Below are 20,784 nucleotides of genomic sequence, written 5' to 3'. Positions count from 1 at the left end.
GATCATAATATGGTTTGGATTGAATTTAGCTTCTAAAAATATTGATTAATACAACAATATATAAAACAAAAGCCTCCTACAAATTAAAATTCCATGTAGGAGGCTTTTTTATCCACAATTGTTAATACTTTTCCACATAATGTAATTTATGGTTAATAAAGTATGTTTTTATAATATTTTTATAATATAATGATTTATATATAGTTATTTATAAATTTCCTTTTTTATTAGCCGCTCATATTGGAAAAAGTTTTTTATTAACTGTATCATTGATCAGCTTTTCGCAATATAAGAGGAATATTTTTTTATTAATTATATAGTTTTTATTAGATAATCATTGAAAATTATTATAAACCAATTTTTATAATAATGGAATAATTTTAGTTTGATTTTTTAAAAAAACATAATAATTTCGTAAAATGAACATTTTACGAAATTATTAAAGAAATAACTAAAAAATAGCCTATTTAAAGGCTATTTAAGTTGATTAAAAATGATATTTTTATTTGTTGTTCATTCAGAGACTGGAATAATTATTTTTTGACCTGGTTTTAACATAGCGGTTTCAAGTTTATTTATTTTTTTGATTTTAAATATTTTTTTTCTTAGATCTGTATTATCTCCATAATATCTATCAGCAATCTTCCATAAATTATCACCTTCTACAACTTTCACTTCAATCATATTAGGTTCAGAGGAACTTATTGATTCAAATTGAAATACAACTATCAGTAATGCACTTATTGATAGTATTAACAAAATCTTTAAAATAAAAAATATTTTATTTTTTAAACTTTTTATAGAAGAAATATACCAATTGTTACTTTTCTTGTTTAATTTATTATTTCTACCTTTTGTTTGATAATCACCACTTAATTCATACATCTTCATTCCTCCTTTTGAAAGTAAAAAAACTTACGTTCGAAAACATCTGTTCTACTATTAATTATAACAGAACACTTGTTTTGTGTCAAGGAAAAAACTAAAATAATTGAACGGTTGTTTGTGAAAATGAATTGTATGTGTTATAATAATAGTAAATAATACTAATATATTCTTATAATTAAATTTAAAGATAATATTATTCTATTAAACAAAATAATTATTAAGAAAATTTATTTCATAAGGAGGAACTATTAAAATGGAAGAATTAACTGATAGACAAAAACAGATTTTTGATCATATTGTTCAAGAAATTAATAAAAAGGGATATCCACCTTCTGTTCGTGAAATTGGAAAAGCAGTAGGTTTAAAATCACCAGCTTCTGTTCATAGTCATTTAAAAACATTAGAAAAATTAAACTATATAAGAAGAGATCCATCAAAACCAAGAGCTATAGAAATTTTATACAAAAATAATAAAAATCAAGAAAATAAATTAGAAAAAGATATGTTATATATACCTATGGTAGGAAAAGTTACAGCTGGGGTACCGGTTTTAGCAGAAGAAAATATAGATGATTATTTCCCAGTACCAGCAGGTTATTTAAAAAATAGTAAAAAAGATTTTTTTATGTTAGAAGTTAGAGGAGATAGTATGATAGACGCAGGTATTCATGATGGGGATCTTGTAATTGCTCAAAAACAAAATCATGCAGAAAATGGCGAAATTGTGATAGGACTGATTGAAGATGAAGCAACAGTTAAAACATATTATAAAGAAAAAGATCATATTAAACTACAACCAGAGAATGATAGCTATGAACCAATATTAGGTAAAAATATAAAAGTCTTAGGAAAAGTGGTAGGTTTATATCGAAAATTTTAAAATATTATAGTTCACCTCTTTCCTTTAACTCATTAATTCTATCAATACTTTTTCTTATTAATTTGAAATCTCTCCATACAGATTTTTTAGCATGAGTATTTCTCAATAAATATGCTGGGTGAAAAGTTGGTAATATATAATAATTACCTCTTTTTATCCACTGACCTCGTTTTTTTGTAATTGACATTTCTGGATCAACTAAATATTTTAAAGCTGTTGACCCTAGAGTTACTATTACTTTAGGGTCTATTAATTCTATTTCAGATTTTAAAATTGGCATACAAGCTTTTGCTTCAGAAATAGAAGGAGTCCTATTATTTGGAGGACGACATTTAATAATATTACTTATATATACCTCTTCACGATTAATATTTACAGAATGTAATATTTTGTCTAACAACTTACCTGCTTTACCAACAAATGGTCTTCCTATCTTATCTTCATTTGCACCAGGACCTTCTCCTATAAACATAATTTTATTATCTAAAGAACCTTCTCCCATAACAACCTGTTTACATCCTTCTCTTAATTTACATCTTTCACATTTTAGAGCTTTTTCCTTTAATTTTTGATAATCATCATTAGGATACTGTATTAATTTTTGAATAGTTATATTACCATTATTGTCAAAAAACATCTACATCGCTCCTTTTTCGTTTAGTAAAAGTAGCAATTTTTTTTACATCAAATTTTTTTAACTTATTATATACATTTTCTATATTTTCTCCTACTCGATCAGGAGTATGAGCATCTGAACCAAATACAATAGGGATATCCATTTTAATAATTTTTTTCAATATATAATCTGAAGGATAAAATTCGTTAACCGGTTTGTTATAACCATTTGTATTAATTTCAATAGCTATATTTTTTTCTTTAATTATTACTAATAAATTTTTTATAATCTTATTTAAATCCTTTTTAGGTATTTTATTATCGAAAATTTTAATTAAATCTATATGTCCTATAATATCAAATAAATTACATTTTACCATTTCTTCAACTATAGAAAAATATTCTTTATATAATTTTTTTAGATTCCATTCTTTATAACCTTCTATATAATCTGGATGATCTACAGGCCATCTATTTATTTTATGTACTGATCCAATAATATAATCAAAATCATACTTATTTATATTTTTTTTGATTCTTTCTTTTTCTTCACTAATAAAATCTATTTCTAATCCTAATTTTATATTTATTTTACTTTCTCTTTTTATTTTTAGTAAGTTCTCCCAATTAAAATCATCAATAAATTGATCATGATCAGAAAATCCAAGTTCTTTTATACCTTTATTTTCAGCTTTTTTAACAAATTCTTTTAATAATTTTACATTATGAAAAGGTCTAACTCTTTTTTCTAAATGTGATAAGGGATGAGTATGATAGTCAATTAAATACATTTGTTCCTCCTTAAATATTTTATTCTAATATATTTTCTTCTATTAAATTGCCTGTTTTTGAAAACTTAGAAAATGCTTTTAAATAATTTCCTTTTTCATAATAAATATAACCATAAAGCAAATTAGTAAATTCATTAGATTTAATATTATCAGCTTTTATTAATAAATTTTCAGCTATCTTATATTTTTCTAATATAATATAGTTTCCTGCAAGATAGTTAATAGCCCAGACATTTTTTGGTTCAATAGTTATTATTTGATTAAAATATTTAGATGATTCAGTATAATTTTCATTAATAAGATAATAAAAAGCCGCATAATTTAAGTCTAATAAATTTTCAGTATTATTATAATCTATTTCTTTAATATATGGATATATAATTTTATTAAATTTATTTTTTCCAAATTTTCTCTCAATTTTATCCAGTGTGTTTTGAGAATTTGTGATTTCTCCTAAATTGGCATAAGAAATAGCAAGATTATAATTATAAATAACCTCTTTTTTTAAGGAAATATCATTTTTTAAATTATTTATATTTTGCTCTTTATAATCCTGCCAATCAACCATATAAGCTGATTCAGTCATAATAAATATCATAAAAATAGATATCATTAATATAATATATTTTTTGTTAAATATCTTCATAGTTAGCACTCCTGGATTTTGCATCAAAAATAATATAAATTTTATTCAATTTTTACTTTTCCTTCAAATACTAATTTTGCATTTCCAGTCATATAAATAATATCATCTTTTAAATTTATTTTTAGGTTTCCGCCTTTTAATTTTACATTAACATTATTAGAAGTATAACCTTTTTTAGCTGACATAACTGCTGAAGCACATGCTCCAGTACCACAGGCTAATGTTTCACCAACTCCTCTTTCCCAAACTCTCATTTCTAAATTATTTTTATTAATAATTTTAACAAATTCTACATTTGTATTATCAGGAAATATTTCATGGTTTTCTATTTCTTTTCCCCATTTTACTAAAGGAACTTCATCAATATTATTTACATATACTACTGTGTGAGGATTTCCAATAGATAAAGAATTTAAAAATACTTCATTTCCATTAATAATAACTTTATGATCATTAATTTCAGATTTATTGTCTACATTAGCTGGTATTTTATCTTTATGAAATTTAGCTTTTCCCATATTGACTTTAATTTTACTAAATTTATCATTATATGAAAGTACTTCAGTTCTTATAATACCAGCTTTAGTTTCTATATTATAATTTTTTTTATTATTTATTCCTAAGTATTTAATAAAATGTATTAAAGTTCTTATACCATTACCACACATTTCAGCTTCACTACCATCAGGATTAAATATCCTCATTTTATAATCATTATTATAATTATTAGCATTCTCCAAAATTATTAAACCATCAGCCCCAATACTAAAATGTCTAGGACATAATTTTAAAGCTAAAGGCTTATAATCTAAATTTATTTTTCTACCATCAACTAATATAAAGTCATTACCAATACCATGTATTTTGAGAAAATCTAAATGCTTCATAATACCTCCAATTTTGCTGTCACTTTTACTGTTCAGAATTTCCTTTAAGTAATTGATCAAAATTTTCAATATTTTTAACTGTTTCAATAGTAGAAATAGCATGTTTGTAAATTAATTTTTCCTTATCATTTTCTTCAATAATTATTGTAAAATTATCAAATCCAAGAACTTTACCTCGTAATTGGAATCCATTTGTTAAATAAACTATAAGAGGAATTTCATTTTTCCTAACATAATTTAAAAGATTATTTTGTAAATCATATTTATTAGACATTAAAATCTCTCCTTTCTTTTACTATTCTTATTCAAGAAATTAATCAAATATCCTGCATATTTTAAATATTATACTTGATATTTTTTATTTACTAATGTAAATATTTTCTTTAATATTTTAGTTTGCTTTACATTAGATAAATTGAACCAATTTATCTTTTCATCTCTTTTGAAAAAACTTAATTGTTTTTTTGCATAATGTCTACTATCTCTTTTAATTATTCTTTTAGCTTCCTCTATATCATATTCATCATTTAAATATGCTATAATCTCTTTATACCCCAAAGCTTGAACGGCAGTTTTGCTTAAATTATATTTGTTTTTTAAATATTTTACTTCTTCAATTAATCCCTTTTCAACCATCTTTTCTACTCTTTCATTAATTCTTTGATATAACTCTTCTCTATCTCTTTTTAAACCTATTTTTATAGTTTTATATCTTTCTTTTTTATTTTCCTGTTTAGCTTTATAATAACTTTTTGTTTTTCCGGTTATTTCATATATTTCTATTCCTCTAATTACACGACGTAAATCATTAGGATGAAGTTTTTTTGCTAAAGGTGGATCAATTTCTTTTAATATATCATGAACATATTCATTACCATATTTATTTGCTTTTTGTCTTAAATCTTTTCTCAAATCATGATTTGGTTCCATATCCGGTAACATAAATCCATCAACCACAGCATTAATATATAATCCTGTTCCTCCAACCATTAGAGGAACCTTACCTTTATTTATTATTTCAGGAATTAAATTATCAATATATTCTTGATAATCAGCAACTGAAAAATTCTTATTGGGTTCAATAATATCAATCATATGATGCGGAATTTTCTCTCTTATTTTTTTAGAAATTTTTGCTGTCCCAATATTCATTTCTTTATAAATCTGCATAGAATCTGCAGAAATAATTTCAGCGTTTAAAATTTCTGCCAATTTCAAAGATAATTCTGTTTTTCCAACTGCAGTAGGACCTAAAATTACGAATAAAGGATATCTTAAATTATCTTTTTTTTGTAATTTATTAATATAATTTTTTAAAACCTGATTATTGCTCATTATCTTCCAACCCCCCTGTCAATATCCTCTCTAGACATTTTTATTAAAATTGGCCTTCCATGTGGACATCTAAAGGGATTTGAACTATCAAAAAGATCTACTACTATTTTTTTAATTTCATTATTGTTTAATTTTTCATCAGCTTTTATAGCACTTCTACAGGCCATAAACTCAATCATTTCACTTATCATATCTGCACTATTATCAATATTATCTTCATTTATTAATTTATCTATTATTTCTCTTAATTCATTTTTAACTGATTTTTTACTTATTATTTCTGGGACAGATTGTATTAAAACGCTATTTCCTCCAAAAGATTCATATTCGAATCCCAATTTTTTTATTTGATCCTGATTATTATTGATTATTTCAATTTCGGATGGTGTTAATTCAAGATTAATTGGAGTTAATAATTTTTGAGAAACATTTTTACCATTTTTATATTTATTATAAAAATTATCGTATAAAATTCTTTCATGGGCATTGTGTTGATCAATTATATATAAATTTTTCTCAGTTTCTACTAATATATAAGATAAAAATACCTGCCCGAAAATATTTTTGATTGTTAAGTTATTAGAATTATTATTTCTTACAACTTTATAATCTTTTGAAGAATTATTATTTTTATTAAAGTTATTTCTATTATTTTGATTAGTAGTATCATATTTATTTGAATTTTTATTGCTTGAATCTTTATAATTTTTAGTATTTAAATCTTTATTAGTAATGTTGTCCTTAGAAAAATCAAGTTTAATATTTTTATCATTTTTAATTTCATTATCTTTTACTTTATCTTCATAAGATTTATTATTATTTACTTTATATTGGACTGCTGGATTTAATTCATTAAGTTTTTCTTTAATTCCTTCTTTAACTACTGATTTGATTATTTTATTTCTACTAAATTTAATTTGTTTTTTAGCAGGATGGACATTTACATCTACTAGAATAGGATTTAACTTAACAAATAAAAATACAATTGGATATTTATTTTTAGAGATCAAACCTTTATATGCTGATTCAACTGCTTTACTTAAAGTTCTACTATAAACCGCACGTTTATTAACGAAAAACATTTCATGGATTCTTGAAGAACGGGTCAAAGAAGGATCAGAAATATATCCTTCAATTTTTATATATTTATCTTCAAATTCTAAATAATTAAGTTTAGAAAAAATTTCATCTCCATAAATAGCATAAATGGTATCCTTTAATTCTCCACTACCAGGAGTTGAAAGAACATTTTTATTATTATGTTTTAAATTAAATTTTATCTCAGGATAAGATAAAGATTCTTGGGTAATAATTTTACTAATATGGCCAAATTCTGTAGTTTTAGTTTTTAAATATTTATAACGTGCAGGAGTGTTGTAAAATAAATCTTCTACTTTAATGTCTGTTCCTTCTGGACAGGCAGCAGTTTCTTTTTTTATTTGTTTGCCTCCATGGTAGACGATTTTTACTCCTTTTAACTTTTCTTTTGCTTTACTTAAAGCTGTTAATTTAGATACTGAGCTTATACTGGCCAGAGCTTCTCCGCGAAATCCAAGTGTATTTAAAGAATATAAATCACTTATATTTTCTATTTTACTTGTTGCATAACGTGAAAAAGCTTTTTCAATATTTTCTTTCTCAATCCCTATTCCATTATCTTTAACTCTAATTAAATCCTTGCCTCCATTTTCTATTTCAACTAAGATTCTGTCACTATCTGCATCAATTGAATTTTCTACTAATTCTTTTACTACTGAAGCAGGTCTTTCTACTACTTCACCTGCAGATATTTGATTTGCGACTTCTTCTGAAAGTTGTTTTATATCAGGCATCTTTTCTTTCCCTTTCTTTTAATTCTTTTTTTAGTTCATAAATAAAATTCATTGCTTCCATCGGAGTCATATCTAAGACATCTTTTTCTTCTAATTTTGATATTATAGGGTCATTTGACCTAAATAAAGCCATTTGTTTTTTTTCTTTTTGGTTCTTTTTTGATTTTTCTTTTCTTTTTTCTTGTTTTAAATTTTCTAGTTCATTATCTTTTTCAAGACTCATTAAAATATTTTCTGCATTTAAAATAATTTCTTTAGGTAATCCCGCTAGCCTGGCTACTTCAATCCCATAACTTTGATTAGCTCTACCAGGTACGATTTTATGCAGAAAATGAACACCTTCTTCATCTTCTTCAACTAAAACATTTGAGTTTTTAATTCCAGAAAACTCTTCTTCTAAACTTGTTAATTCATGATAATGAGTAGCAAATAAAGTACGTGCTCCTATTCTATCAGGATCATTAATGAATTTACTAACAGCCCAGGCTATACTTACCCCATCGTAAGTGCTAGTTCCACGTCCAACTTCATCTAAAATAATCAAACTATCTTCAGTAGCATTATTAACAATATTACTGACCTCATTCATTTCAACCATAAATGTACTTTGACCAGTAGTTAAATCATCACTAGCTCCAACTCTTGTAAATATTCTATCAACTATTCCAATTTCTGCATTATCAGCAGGAACAAAACTACCTATTTGAGCCATAAGTACAATAAGAGCTACCTGTCTCATATAAGTAGACTTTCCTGACATATTAGGACCTGTAATTATATTAAATCTATTTTCATCTTTATCAAGATAAGAATCATTTGGAACAAACACATCATCCAACATATTTTCTACTACTGGATGTCTTCCGTTCTTAATATTTATAACATCATTATCTTTTAATTCCGGTCTATTATAATTATTTTCAACTGCTATATAAGCCAATGATGATATAACATCAATTTTACTTATAATAGATGCAGTTTTTTTAATTCGATTTATATTTTCTCCTACTTGATCTCTAATCTCCACAAAAAGATCATATTCCAAATCATTAATTTTTTCTTCAGTTCCCAATACCAGGGCTTCTTTTTCTTTTAATTTAGGTATAATATAACGTTCACTATTTGATAATGTTTGCTTTCTTTCATAGTCTTCAGGAACTTTATCTAAATTGGCATTAGTTACTTCTATATAATACCCAAAAACTTTATTAAAACCAACTTTTAATGAAGAAATTCCTGTTCTTTTTCTTTCTTTTTTTTGCAATTCTGCAATCCAATCTTTACCTTCACCTCTAGTTTCTCTTAGTTCATCTAATTCTTCATTGTATCCTTTTTTAATTAAACCACCTTCACTTAAAGAAACTGGTGGATCTTCAACAATTGAAGAAGACAAAAGTTTAGATATATCAGTTAAAACATCAAATTCATTTTGATATTTTTTAAATAAAGAAGAGGAAAGGTCTGAAATATCCTCTTTTAATTGTGGTAATTTAGTTAAAGAAAACCTCAGTGAATCAAGATCTCTAGCATTAGCACTACCATAAGTAATTTTACTTAAAATTCTTTCTAAATCATATATACCCTCTAAATCATTTATTATTTTTTCTAATTTCATATAATTATTTTTTAATTCTTCAATAGCATCAAGTCTATTATTAATTTTTTCTTTATTAATCAATGGCTGATTAACCCATTTTTTTATTAGTCTTCCTCCCATTGAAGTAATAGTTTTATCAATAATATCAAGTAAACTTCCCGCTTTTTTATTTTGTCTTATTGTTGTAGACAATTCAAGATTACGTCTTGTAGCAGAATCTAAAACCATATATTGATTTAGATGATAAGTATTTAATCTATTAATATGTGCTAATATTTTCTTTTGGGTTTCTTCTAAAAATGTTAATATTTCACCAGCAGCTATTGTTGCAATATTTAAATCTTCACAACCAAAACCTGATAGTGAATTAACTTCAAAATGGTCTGTCAAAATATTATAAGCTCTTTTATAATTAAGATTCTTTTTAGAATTAACTAAAAAGTCAATATCTTTTTTTAGACGTTTATATTGATCCATTTCTTTTAAAGTTTCGTCAATAATCATTTCTTTTGGTTGTATTCTATCAATTTCATCCCAGATTTTTTGTATACTATTAAATTCTGTTAAATTAAATTCTCCAGTAGAAATATCTATATAAGAAAATCCATATTTTTTTTCTTGAACTATTATAGAAGCTAAATAGTTATTTTCTTTTGCTTCTAAAAGTTCATTTTCAATAACAGTACCAGGTGTTATTACCCGGATAACATCTCTTTCTACAATACCACTAGATTCAGATGGATCTTCCATTTGTTCACAAATTGCAACCTTATGACCTGTTTCTATCAAATCTGCAATATAATTTTCTGAAGATTTTGCAGGAATACCAGCCATTGGGGCCTTTTCCCCACCACCTTTATTCCTTGAAGTAAGTGCTAAATCAAGAGTTCTAGCTGCTATTTTAGCATCATCAAAAAACATTTCATAAAAATCACCTAATCTAAAAAATAAAATAGCATCTGGATACTTTTTCTTTAGTTTTTTATATTGTTTCATCATTGGTGTTAATTCAGCCACCAAAATCACCTCTTATTAACTATTTCTCCGTATAAAGTCCAACTTTTTACATTATTTATTTTCACATCCACAATCTTTCCTTTTATTCCATCTTCTTTTGGGAAAATTATAAGTTTATTTCTTCTACTTCTTCCCATAAATGTTTCTGGATTGTTTTTACTTTCACCTTCAACTAAAACTTCTACTGTTTCACCTAAAAATCTTTTATTTTCTTCTAAACTAATCTCATTTTGAATACTCATTAATTTTTTTAATCGAGTATCTTTAACTTCTTCATCTATTTGATCATTCATTTTAGCCGCTCTAGTATTTTCTCTAGGTGAATATGAAAAAGTAAAAGCCATATCAAATCTAAGTTTTTTAACAAGATCAATTGTTTTTTCAAAATCCTTTTCAGTTTCTCCTGGAAATCCAACTATAAAGTCAGTAGTAATACTTGGATTATTAATTTCATTTCTAATCATATTAACTAATTCTATATACTCATCTCTAGTATAACCTCTATTCATTTTTTTTAATATTTTCGTACTTCCAGATTGAACAGGTAAATGAAAATGTTCGCATATTTTATTATTATTTTTTATAGTTTTTATAACTTCTAAATCAAGATCTTTTGGATGAGAAGTCATAAATCTAATTCTTTTTAATCCTTCAATTTTATTTAGTTTAGATAATAACATAGCAAAATTAACATTATTATCAAGATCATTTCCGTATGAGTTTACATTTTGGCCAAGTAATGTAATTTCCTTTATTCCATCTTCAACTATATTTTTTACTTCTTTTACAATATCATTTAAATTTCTACTTCTTTCTCTTCCTCTTACATGAGGTACAATACAATAACTACAAAAATTATTACAACCCTGTATTATAGTAACCCAGGCCTTATAATCTCCTTGTCTTTTTACTGGAGTATCAGGAATTAATCCATCTGCTTCTGGCCAAACTTCATAGACTTTTTCTTTTTGCGCTTTTATCTCATTAATCAACTCCGGAACTTTATGAATATTATGAGTGCCAAAAACCAAATCAACATAGGGATATTTTTCATGTATTTTATTAACTATCTCATCAACCTGCATCATACATCCGCCTATCCCAATTATCAATTCAGGATTTTCTTTTTTAAGATTTTTCAACGAACCAACTTTTCCAAATACCTTTAATTCAGCATTTTCGCGAATTGCACATGTATTAAATAAAATAATATCAGCTTTATTTTTATTTTCGGTTTTTTCATAACCCATATTTTCTAACATACCAGCTAGTTTTTCTGAATCATGGACATTCATCTGACATCCATAAGTAATAATTTTATAAAACTTTCTTTTACTCATTTAAAAACCACCTCAAAGTTCTTTTACTGCATCTAAATCTTTATTTTTACCCATAACTACTAATACATCACCTTCTAAAATTCTATCATTAGCTCCCGGGGTAACATTGAGTTCTTTTCCTCTTTTTATTGCCATAACATTAACTCCAAATCTTGTTCTAAGTTCAAGATCAGCAAGTGAATTACCAACCATATTAGGAGTAGCAATTATCTCAACTATACTATAATCTTTAGCAAATTCAATATAATCTAATACATTAGAAGATATTAAATTATGAGCAATTCTCGTACCCATATCTCTCTCTGGATAAACAACTCTATCTGCCCCAACTTTTTTTAGTATTTTTCCATGTAATTTGTTTTGAGCCTTTACAACAACATAAGGTACTCCTAGTTCTTTTAAAATTAGAGTAGCTAAAATATTAGAATGTATATCATCACCAATACTAACTACTGCTACATCAAAATTTCTAACTCCTAAAGTTTTTAATGCTTCTTCATCAGTTGCATCAGCCTCTACAGCATGTGTTACTATATTAGACATATTTTGGACAATTTCTTCATCTATATCAATTGCTAATACATCAAAATCTTTTTCTGCTAAAGTTTCAGCCAGACTTGAACCAAAACGTCCTAAACCAACTACTACGAATTGTTTCATCATTCTTCCTCCTTATCAATTACCTTTATTTACTTTAAATTTTAATTCAATATTAAGCTAAAACATTATATTAATACTAATATTATTTTAGCATTTAATTAGTTATTTGTAAATTTTTTAAAAATTTTGTTCAGTTAAATATAAAAAATCTCTTCAGAAACGAAGAGATTTTTTAAATTACTAATCTTTTTTAGCCAACCATTATTTTTTCTTTTGGATAATGATAAATACCCTTTCTTTGTCTTTCTGCAAAAGCTACTGCTAATGTTAAAGGACCCACTCTTCCTGCAAACATAGTCATAATAATTAATATTCTTCCAATTTTAGATAAAGTAGGAGTAACTCCTGTAGAAAGACCAACTGTTCCAAAAGCTGAAACGGTTTCAAAAAGTATATCAAGAAATGGTTTGCTTTCTGTAATAGTTAAAACTATTGTAATTAATACAATTAATGCCATTGCCAATAATGTAATAGCCATTGCTTTTAAAACATCTTCTTCATCAATTCTTCTATTATAAATTTCTATATCTTTTTTTCCAATAATTTTATTCCACATTGTTATAACCATTATCCCAAAAGTAGTTGTTTTAATTCCTCCACCTGTAGATCCTGGTGAAGCTCCAATAAACATTAAAATTATTATAAAAAACAGTGAGGAACTCCTTAAAGCATTAGTTGGTAGAGTATTAAAACCTGCTGTTCTAGGAGTAACTGATAAAAACATAGCGGATAATATTTTTTCTCCAAACGGTAATTTTCCCATTGTTTCAGGATTATTAAATTCTAAAGCTAAAAGAACTAAAAATCCAACAACTAATAATATTAAAGTCATAATTACAACAATTTTTGATTGTAGTGATGATTTACCAAATCTTTTGTCATTGGTTGATTCTGTCAAAACTCCAAAACCAATACCACCTAAAATAATCAAAATCATAACAGCAAAATTCATAATAATACTTCCAGTAAAACCAACAAGACTATTGCCAAAAAGATCAAATCCTGCATTATTAAAAGCAGAAACAGCATGAAAAATAGAATAATATATTGCTTTTACAATTTTATATTCATGAATTAATTTAGTAAACATAAAAATTGCGCCTGCACCTTCTATTATTAAAGTAAAGCCAAGCACATATTGAATTAATCTAACTAGACCTGAAATCCCAAATTGATTAAGATCCTGTTGAATTACTAATCTTTCTTTTAAAGAAATCTTTTTACCTATTAAAAAAGCCATAAGCGTTGACATACTCATTATACCTAATCCACCAATTTGAATCAATAACATAATTACTACCTGGCCAAATACAGTAAAGGCTGAACTAGTATTTACAACTATTAAACCAGTTACACAGGTAGCAGAAGTTGAAGTAAAAAGTGAATCAATAAAACCTAAACTACCAGTTGCTGTAGTAGCCATAGGTAAACTAAGTAAAATAGTCCCGGTTAGAATCACCGTAAAATAACCTGCTACTAGAATTTGAGCAGGTGATAATTTATATAATTTAATTGATTCTTTGAGAGCCATATAAATCGCCCCTAACATTATATATTGTGGTAATTATACTATATTAAATATTAAATGTAAAGAGCCGGGTTACCCCGGCTAATTTAATCTTTATGTTAAATTTTTATATTATACAGGTTCAAACATATCTTTTCCTACTCCACATTCAGGACATACCCAATCTTCAGGAAGTTCTTCAAAAGGGGTTCCTGGTTCTACCCCATTATCAGGGTCTCCTTCTTCAGGATCATAAACATACATACATACTGTACATTCATATTTTTGCATAGAAATACCTCCCTCCCTAGTAATTATTATTATTTAAATTATAACATAAATTTTATCATTGTCAATATTTTAATAAATATGTATAATTTTATATACATGTTTAATCATTTTTAGGAAATCTTTTAAATAATTTTGGAGAGTATACTGATTCCTCTATAAATTTACTATATACAATTGAAGAAATTACAGAAGCAAAAAGTAAAGGTACTATAGTATTATAATCACCAGTAAGTTCAAATACAATCAGTGAAGCAGTAAAAGGAGCTTGAGTAATAGCCCCCAATGCTGATGCCATTCCTATTATTCCATAAGATATATTTGATATAATAAAGTTATGAAACAATTTATTAATTGATATAGCATATACGAATCCACTTAATCCTCCAATCATCAAAATTGGAGCAAATATTCCTCCTGAACCACCTGAACCTAATGTTATACCGGTCATTATCAATTTGAAAATAATTATAAATATCATTAATAATATTAGATGATCATTAAGAAATATTTCATTTGTTATATTTATTCCAGTTCCCATAATTTGAGGGAGATAATAACCTGTTATTCCAACAACTAACCCACCTAAAGTAGGTTTTATCCATAATGGTATTTTTAGATTGTTGAAAAAAATAGAAATCAAATATAAATTTTTAACAAAAATATAGCCAATTATTCCGATTATAATACCTAAAATTACAAATAAAAGATATTCATAGGATGAATTGACATTAAAAACAGGTATATTAAATATTGGATTTAAATTAAATATAGTATTAGTAAAAATATAAGAACTTAGAGCACTAATTATTACTAAAGTTATTTTTTTTAATTCTAAATCTCTGAACAAAATTTCCATTGAAAAAACAATTCCTCCAAGTGGAGCACTAAACACAGCAGCTATAGCAGCTGCAGCACCACAACCTAAAAGTACTTGATATATATCTTGAGGAAAATCAAACTTTTTATCAATCAAATCTGCCATTCCAGCACCAATTTCTACTAAAGGTCCAATTCTACCCGCCGATCCACCTGTTCCAATGGTAAGAGCTGAAGCAAATCCTTCAACCCATAAATCTCGAAAAGTAAAATGTATTTTTTTAGTTTTAATTGTCTGTAAAATTGCTGGAATGCCATGTCCCCTAGCATTTAAAGCATTGTATTTTAATAAAATTCCAACTAATAAACCACCTATTGCCGGAATAAAAATAATTAAGTAAGTATTTAAAAAAGTTTTATACAAATTATCTTCCAAAAAAGTTATAAGTTCAGCATAAATTAAAGATAATAAGGATACTAAAACACCTATTAAAATAGCAATAAATATTAATAAACTATTATTTTTTATGTTTTTTTTCATGAATTATCACATTCTTTTGGTTTTATATTATATTAAACATCTAATTCTTTTACCATATCAGCATTTTTGAATATAAACTGTTTTCTTAAACTTGCTTTAGACCCCATTAGTCTGGTAAAAACATCATCAGCTTCTATTTCATCATCAATTTCTACCTTTTGTAATTTTCTGTTTTCAGGATTCATTGTTGTTTTCCACAACTGTCTTGGGTTCATTTCACCAAGACCCTTATATCGCTGAATCTCAAAATTAAGATCAGGATTTTCATTTTTAAAATTCTCCAGGTTTGAATCCCGGTATAAATAGCGGTGTTCATTTTTCCAACTTACTTTATAAAGTGGGGGTTGTGCTATATAAACGTGATCATTCTTAATCAGTTCTGGCATATAACGATAAAATAATGTTAAAATTAATGTAGAAATATGAGCACCATCTACATCAGCATCTGTCATAATTATTATTTTATGATATCTTAAATTACTTAGATCAAATTCATCTCCAATTCCTGTACCTAAAGCAGTAATAATTGTTGCAATTTCAGTATTATTTAATATTTTATTTAATCTAGCTCTTTCCACATTCATTATTTTTCCTTTTAAAGGCAAAATAGCCTGAAATTTTCTCTGACGTCCCTGTTTGGCTGAACCACCAGCAGAATCACCCTCAACCAAGAATAATTCTCCTTTTTCAGGATCACGACTACTACAATCTGCTAATTTACCAGGTAAAGAATTTGAACTTAAAGCAGTTTTTCTTCTTGTTAATTCTCTAGCTTTTTTTGAAGCTTTTCTCGCTCTTACAGACTGAAGTGCTTTATCTACAATTTCTTTAGCTATTTCTGGATTTGAATCAAAATATAAATTAAGGTATTCATATAATGCACTTTCTACAATACTTCTTATTTCACTATTTCCTAATTTAGATTTAGTCTGTCCTTCAAATTGGGGTTCAGGTAATTTAACATTAATCACAGCAGTTATTCCTTCTCTTACATCACTACCTCTAAGAGATGACACCTTTTTAGTAAGCATATTATTTCTTTTAGCAAAATTATTAACTGATTTAGTTAAGGCTGTTTTAAATCCAGTTAAATGATAACCACCTTCAGTAGTATTTATATTATTAGCATATGTATAAATCCTTTCGTTAAAACCTTCATTATATTGTATAGCAACTTCTAAATAATACTCATTTATTTCTTTTTCAAAATAAATTACTTTTTCATTAATTAAATTCCTATCTTTATTTAAAAATTCAACAAAAGCTCTTATTCCACCTTGATAATGAAATTCTTTTCTTTTTTTCTCCTCTTTTCTTTTGTCTGTAAGAATTAAAGTTAAATCTTTATTGAGATAAGCAGATTCCTGTAGTCTATGAGCAAGAGTTTCAAACTTATATTCAACCTTTTCAAAAATTTCCGGATCAGGTTTAAAGGTAATAGTAGTACCAGTTTTATTAGTCTTTTCTAATTTTTCTAATTCACCTACTGGTAAACCTTTTTCATATCCTTGCTTATATTTATGCCCCTCCCAGTAAGTTGTTAATGTTAACCATTCAGAAAGAGCATTAACCACAGAAACACCAACACCATGCAAACCACCTGATACTTTATAACTATTATTACTAAATTTACCTCCAGCATGTAAAGTAGTCATAACAACCTGAGCTGCTGTTAATCCGGTATCTGAATGAGTATCAGCAGGTATTCCTCTTCCTTCATCATGTACTGTTATACTATTGTCTTTATTAATTATTACTTCTATTTTATCACCATATCCAGCAAGATATTCATCTATACTATTATCAACTACTTCCCAAACAAGATGATGAAGCCCTTTAATCCCCGTACTTCCAATATACATTCCTGGTCTTTTTCTTACAGCTTCTAAACCTTCTAAAACTTGTATCTTATCTGCATTATAAATTTCTTCATCTATTAATGACATTTTCCCACCATCCTTTGCGGTATTATTATATCATTACATAGCTATTCTTGCAATGATTCCAGGAAATGATGTATAATATCAAATACGGACTTTTATTATTAATTTTAGAAAATTGAAGGGAGAATTTTATTATGTCAGATATAACTCCGGTTACTATTGAAGATAAAATGAAAGATTCTTATTTAAGTTATTCACTAAGTGTAATTGTTAGTCGTGCTTTGCCAGATGTTAGAGATGGTTTAAAACCAGTTCACCGAAGGATATTATATGCATCAAATGAACTTGGTTTGACCCACAAAAAATCCCACAAAAAATCAGCTAGAATAGTCGGTGAAGTATTGGGTAAATATCATCCTCATGGCGACAATGCAGTCTACAATGCTATGGTACGTATGGCACAGCCATTTAATCTACATTATCCTTTAATTGATGGACATGGTAATTTTGGATCAATCGATGGCGATAGTGCTGCTGCTATGCGTTATACAGAGGCCAGACTAACTGAATTATCTGCTGATATATTAGAAGATATAGAAAAAGATACTGTAGGGTTTACTGATAATTTTGATGGTTCATTAAAAGAACCAGAGGTTTTACCAAGTAAAGTTCCTAATCTTCTTGTTAATGGTGCCAGTGGAATCGCTGTTGGAATGAGTACTGATATTCCTCCTCACAATATGACTGAGGTTATTGACGCTTTATTACATATGTCTCGCCATCCTAATGCCAGATTAGAAACAATTATGGATAAAATTAAAGGACCAGATTTTCCTACAGGAGCTAAAATCATTGGTGCTGATGGAATAAAGAATGCTTATGAAACTGGTAAAGGCAAAATTACCTTAAGAGCAAAAAGTAAAATAGAAAAAAGTGGTCGTACAAAACAAATTATTATAACTGAATTGCCCTATCAAACTAATAAAGCAAAACTAATCGAAGAAATAGCCAATTTAGTAAAAAAAGAAAAAGTCTCCAACATTTCAGATGTTAGAGATGAATCTGATCAAGATGGATTGAGAATTGCAATTGATTTAAAACGAGGGGCAGAAAGCGAAATAATTCTTAATAGATTATTTAAATATAGTTCATTACAAAAATCATATAGGATAAATTTACTTGCTCTGCATAATAATAGACCAGTTGTAATGACTTTAAAAGAAATGTTAAATCATTTTCTTGATTTCAGAAGAGAAGTAATCTCCAAAAGAACTAAATACCTTTTAAATAAAGCAGAAAACAGATATCACATTGTTGAAGGTTTAATAAAAGCTATTGATAAACTTGATTTAGTAATATCAATTATTAGAAATTCTGAATCTACTTCAGAAGCCAAAACAAAATTAATAGAAAAATTATTTATTACTAAAGAACAGGCTCAAGCTATTTTAAGTATGAGATTACAAAGGTTAGTTGGAATGGAAACTGAAAAATTGAAAACTGAAGCAAAAGAACTTGAGGATAAAATAAACAGATATAATAATATTCTTAATGAAAAGGAAGTTTTAGATAAGTTATTACGTAAAGAATTAAAAGAAATAAAGGAAAAATATGGAGATGATAGAAATACCGAAATAATAGAAAATGAAGATAAAGCAATAATTAATAAAAAAGATTTAATTAAAGTTAAAAAAGCAGTAATTTCACTTTCACACCGAAATAAAATTAAAAGAACTGATAATTTTGATAATGTAAGAGCAGCTAAAAATGATTATATAATAAATATTGTTGAAGGAAAAACTTTTGATAATCTGCTATTCTTTACTGACACGGGTCAGGTCTATACCCTCGAAGTCCATGAATTGTCAGAACATCACGGGCTTTCTACTGGTGAAAACCTCAAGAAATATTTAAAAATACCACTTAAAGAAAATATAATTGGTATGACATGTATTAATAAACAAAATAAGGATAAATATATAGCTTTAGCAACCGAAAAAGGAATGATTAAAAAGACAAAAATTAGTGAATATAAAACTAATTATACTAAAATTAAAGCTATTAAACTTAATAATAAGGACAAAGTAGTAAGTATGACGATTATAAATGATAATTCAGACATCATGATGGCAAGTAGTAATGGTAAAGTTATTAGATTCGCTGCAGATTCTTTTTCAGATACCGGTAGAAATACCAAAGGTAGTAGAGGGATGAAATTAGAAAACAAAGATAGTATATTAAATATGGGTAAAGTTGATAATAAAAATTATGTTATTGCAGTGACAGAATCTGGTAAAGGTCATCGTTCTCATAAAAAACATTTTAAACCACAAAATAGAAATGGAAAAGGTTTGAATATAGCTGCAGCCAGTAACTATTCTATTCATTCTGTAGTATTAGCAAATAAAAATGAAAATTTATTAATTACAACTATTGAAGAAAATATGCATGAAATTTCAATTGACAAAATAACAGAAGTAGAAAGGCCTGGATATATGTACAAATTAATTGATATAAATAATAATGATAAAATAAAAGAAGTTAAAATCATACCAAACACTGATAAAGATAATAGTTAATCACTAAAAAAAGCCCCTTTATTACAAGGGGCTTAAATCTTAATTTTCTAATAATATTTTATTTCGCAAAAACATGATTACCTATTTCAGTTAATTTATCTCTTGTATTAAGCCACCAGAGTGTTTTTGCAGTTTTTGGATTATAAAAATATAGAGCCCCTTTACTTGGGTCTTTACCGTTTATTGCTTCTTTGGCAGCATTTAAGGCAGTTTTATTAGGTAAAAGATTGATCTGTCCATCCTGAACTGAAGAAAATTGTCCATCCTGATAAACTACTTTTTCAATAGAATTAGGGAAATTGGCGCTTTTAACTCTATTCAAAATTACAGCTCCAACCGCTACCTGGCCTTTATATGGTTCTCCTCTAGATTCAGCATATATAGCTCTTGCTAGAATTTCTACATCTTTATTATCAAGATTTTCATAATCAATATTTACTCTTGAATTATTAGTTGTTTCTGATACTTTATTATTATTTTCTGCTATTTTTGATATTATTACTAACAAAACAGCTACACCTATACCTGTGTATATATCTTCTTTATTAATAGAATCCTCAGCCCTGGCTTTTAAAGAAAAGGCAGGTAAAAATATAAAATTAATTGTCAATATTATTACTAAAAATATAATAAGATTATCACTTGTTTTTAATATTTTTTTATTCATTTATATCACCAA

Annotated in this window: 18 protein-coding genes; 2 read left to right on the top strand and 16 right to left on the bottom strand. The window is 26.5% G+C overall.

All coding sequences use genetic code 11. The features are described 5' to 3' along the window. Nucleotides 1–513 precede the first annotated feature (513 nt). On the bottom strand, nucleotides 514–885 hold the full coding sequence (locus tag VJ881_00435; GenBank protein HKL74505.1) for a LysM domain-containing protein: 372 nt from the start codon (nucleotides 883–885) through the stop codon (nucleotides 514–516). A 256-nt stretch (nucleotides 886–1,141) separates the two neighbouring features. Here VJ881_00435 and lexA point away from each other — a divergent pair, with 256 nt between their 5' ends. After that, on the top strand, nucleotides 1,142–1,768 hold the full coding sequence (gene lexA, locus VJ881_00430; GenBank protein HKL74504.1) for a transcriptional repressor LexA: 627 nt from the start codon (nucleotides 1,142–1,144) through the stop codon (nucleotides 1,766–1,768). A gap of 4 nt (nucleotides 1,769–1,772) precedes the next feature. On the opposite strand, the gene VJ881_00425 is transcribed toward lexA, so the two are convergent. From VJ881_00425 to gyrB, 14 genes are all read right to left on the bottom strand, one after another. Continuing rightward, on the bottom strand, nucleotides 1,773–2,405 hold the full coding sequence (locus VJ881_00425; protein HKL74503.1) for a uracil-DNA glycosylase: 633 nt from the start codon (nucleotides 2,403–2,405) through the stop codon (nucleotides 1,773–1,775). Continuing rightward, nucleotides 2,395–3,174 carry a histidinol-phosphatase gene (locus VJ881_00420; protein HKL74502.1) on the bottom strand — a complete coding sequence of 260 codons (780 nt, stop codon included), beginning with the start codon at nucleotides 3,172–3,174 and terminating at the stop codon, nucleotides 2,395–2,397. Before VJ881_00420 ends, VJ881_00425 begins: the two co-directional genes overlap by 11 nt. Before the next feature lie 19 nt (nucleotides 3,175–3,193). Then, nucleotides 3,194–3,820, bottom strand: coding sequence for a hypothetical protein (locus tag VJ881_00415; protein HKL74501.1), 627 nt, complete (start codon nucleotides 3,818–3,820; stop codon nucleotides 3,194–3,196). A gap of 41 nt (nucleotides 3,821–3,861) precedes the next feature. Beyond that, the gene (gene dapF / locus VJ881_00410) at nucleotides 3,862–4,707 is read right to left on the bottom strand and encodes a diaminopimelate epimerase (GenBank protein HKL74500.1); all 846 of its coding nucleotides are present in this window, start codon (nucleotides 4,705–4,707) and stop codon (nucleotides 3,862–3,864) included. Between the two features lie 25 nt (nucleotides 4,708–4,732). Continuing rightward, nucleotides 4,733–4,981, bottom strand: a complete 249-nt coding sequence (gene hfq, locus VJ881_00405) for an RNA chaperone Hfq (GenBank protein ID HKL74499.1) — start codon at nucleotides 4,979–4,981, stop codon at nucleotides 4,733–4,735. A 68-nt stretch (nucleotides 4,982–5,049) separates the two neighbouring features. Further along, a complete protein-coding gene (gene miaA / locus VJ881_00400; protein ID HKL74498.1) occupies nucleotides 5,050–6,042 on the bottom strand; it encodes a tRNA (adenosine(37)-N6)-dimethylallyltransferase MiaA in 993 nt (330 codons plus the stop codon). Next, nucleotides 6,042–7,874, bottom strand: coding sequence for a DNA mismatch repair endonuclease MutL (gene mutL, locus VJ881_00395; GenBank protein ID HKL74497.1), 1,833 nt, complete (start codon nucleotides 7,872–7,874; stop codon nucleotides 6,042–6,044). The genes miaA and mutL overlap by 1 nt, the downstream gene beginning before the upstream one ends. Next, complete coding sequence (mutS, locus tag VJ881_00390) at nucleotides 7,867–10,488, bottom strand: DNA mismatch repair protein MutS (GenBank protein HKL74496.1); 2,622 nt, start codon at nucleotides 10,486–10,488, stop codon at nucleotides 7,867–7,869. Before mutS ends, mutL begins: the two co-directional genes overlap by 8 nt. A gap of 5 nt (nucleotides 10,489–10,493) precedes the next feature. Next, nucleotides 10,494–11,828 (bottom strand): tRNA (N6-isopentenyl adenosine(37)-C2)-methylthiotransferase MiaB, encoded by a 1,335-nt coding sequence (miaB, locus tag VJ881_00385; protein ID HKL74495.1) that lies wholly within the window; start codon nucleotides 11,826–11,828, stop codon nucleotides 10,494–10,496. Nucleotides 11,829–11,840: 12 nt separating this feature from the next. Beyond that, nucleotides 11,841–12,488, bottom strand: a complete 648-nt coding sequence (locus tag VJ881_00380; GenBank protein ID HKL74494.1) for a TrkA family potassium uptake protein — start codon at nucleotides 12,486–12,488, stop codon at nucleotides 11,841–11,843. A gap of 190 nt (nucleotides 12,489–12,678) precedes the next feature. Continuing rightward, nucleotides 12,679–14,019 carry a TrkH family potassium uptake protein gene (locus VJ881_00375; GenBank protein HKL74493.1) on the bottom strand — a complete coding sequence of 447 codons (1,341 nt, stop codon included), beginning with the start codon at nucleotides 14,017–14,019 and terminating at the stop codon, nucleotides 12,679–12,681. Between the two features lie 108 nt (nucleotides 14,020–14,127). Continuing rightward, nucleotides 14,128–14,286 carry a rubredoxin gene (locus VJ881_00370; GenBank protein ID HKL74492.1) on the bottom strand — a complete coding sequence of 53 codons (159 nt, stop codon included), beginning with the start codon at nucleotides 14,284–14,286 and terminating at the stop codon, nucleotides 14,128–14,130. Nucleotides 14,287–14,386: 100 nt separating this feature from the next. Continuing rightward, entirely contained in the window at nucleotides 14,387–15,643 is a 1,257-nt protein-coding gene (locus tag VJ881_00365) for a chloride channel protein (GenBank protein ID HKL74491.1), read from the bottom strand. A gap of 32 nt (nucleotides 15,644–15,675) precedes the next feature. Beyond that, entirely contained in the window at nucleotides 15,676–17,589 is a 1,914-nt protein-coding gene (gene gyrB / locus VJ881_00360; protein ID HKL74490.1) for a DNA topoisomerase (ATP-hydrolyzing) subunit B, read from the bottom strand. A gap of 131 nt (nucleotides 17,590–17,720) precedes the next feature. Between gyrB and gyrA the strand changes: the two genes are divergently transcribed. Next, entirely contained in the window at nucleotides 17,721–20,105 is a 2,385-nt protein-coding gene (gene gyrA / locus VJ881_00355) for a DNA gyrase subunit A (protein HKL74489.1), read from the top strand. Nucleotides 20,106–20,163: 58 nt separating this feature from the next. Here the strand turns inward: gyrA and VJ881_00350 are convergent, their stop codons facing one another. Next, nucleotides 20,164–20,772 carry a cell wall hydrolase gene (locus VJ881_00350; protein ID HKL74488.1) on the bottom strand — a complete coding sequence of 203 codons (609 nt, stop codon included), beginning with the start codon at nucleotides 20,770–20,772 and terminating at the stop codon, nucleotides 20,164–20,166. Between the last annotated feature and the right edge of the window lie 12 nt (nucleotides 20,773–20,784).

This window comes from Halanaerobiales bacterium (genome assembly GCA_035270125.1).
Lineage (GTDB): Bacteria > Bacillota > Halanaerobiia > Halanaerobiales > DATFIM01 > DATFIM01.
The sequence above is the reverse complement of the archived record's forward strand: the minus strand, read 5'-3'. Positions and strand labels throughout refer to the sequence as shown.